Below are 713 nucleotides of genomic sequence, written 5' to 3'. Positions count from 1 at the left end.
TCGATGCTATGCTCGAACGAATGGAAGCGATGGGTAAAGCCGTGCGGATTCAGGAAGATGCGGAGGGTTGTTTGACGGGTAGCTGCAAAAGCTGTCCGGAAGGCAAAGCCTGCCTGCGGGAGTGGTGGGCGCTGCGCTAACACGATTTGCCGGGCAGCGTATGCCGCCCGGCAATACTGTTATTTATAGACTTCCGCCGTTGCATGAACGGTTTTCTCGCCTTTGTTCGCGCTGGTCACTACATAATACGTACCGCCCAGCTCATCAGCTTTTTTCGATAAATCTTTACGTGCATCCATTGGCGCAGTCGTTTTTGAGGTCGTAATCTCGCCAATTTTGGTCAGATTCATCTCTTTAACTTTGTCTTTTTCCAGCTCTTTCGCTGCAAATACGCCAAATGACAGAGACCCAATAACCAGTGATGTAACAATTCCCGTAACAAGTTTCATAACCATTACTCTCCATAGGTTTGTAGTTTTGATTATCGTAGGCTCAACTTCCGCAACGATATTTGAAGTATTGTTGCGGTATGAAACTTTTTCCAGGTGGATCAGTAAATAATCAGTTTAAACGCTGACTTAACGCCGTTAGCGCGTCGCAAAACGCCTCGGGATGCGAGACGAAAGGCGCATGTGCGGCTTTGGCAATGACCTTCGACTCGCTGTTCGGCCATAGCGCATCCAGTATCGGCACCACTTTGCGCGGTACCAGGC

2 protein-coding genes and 1 pseudogene are annotated in these 713 nt (G+C 49.1%); 1 reads left to right on the top strand and 2 read right to left on the bottom strand.

The annotated features are described in order from the left end of the window. A partial coding sequence (locus tag K5E19_RS23200; RefSeq protein WP_260411927.1) for a FeoC-like transcriptional regulator occupies positions 1–140 on the top strand: 140 nt, incomplete at its 5' end. Positions 141–179: 39 nt separating this feature from the next. Here the strand turns inward: K5E19_RS23200 and K5E19_RS23195 are convergent. Beyond that, positions 180–449, bottom strand: coding sequence for a YdgH/BhsA/McbA-like domain containing protein (locus tag K5E19_RS23195; RefSeq protein ID WP_221553280.1), 270 nt, complete (start codon positions 447–449; stop codon positions 180–182). Positions 450–561: 112 nt separating this feature from the next. Next, positions 562–713 (bottom strand): annotated as a pseudogene (locus K5E19_RS24290) (pimeloyl-[acyl-carrier protein] methyl ester esterase); the annotation flags it as partial.

It is taken from the genome of Enterobacter sp. RIT637 (assembly GCF_019718755.1).
GTDB lineage: Bacteria > Pseudomonadota > Gammaproteobacteria > Enterobacterales > Enterobacteriaceae > Enterobacter.
The sequence above is the reverse complement of the archived record's forward strand: the minus strand, read 5'-3'. Positions and strand labels throughout refer to the sequence as shown.

Coding starts and splice junctions, on each gene's coding strand:
- K5E19_RS23195 (WP_221553280.1), bottom strand. CDS start 449: ATGAAACTTGTTACGGGAATTGTTACATCACTGGTTATTGGGTCTCTG.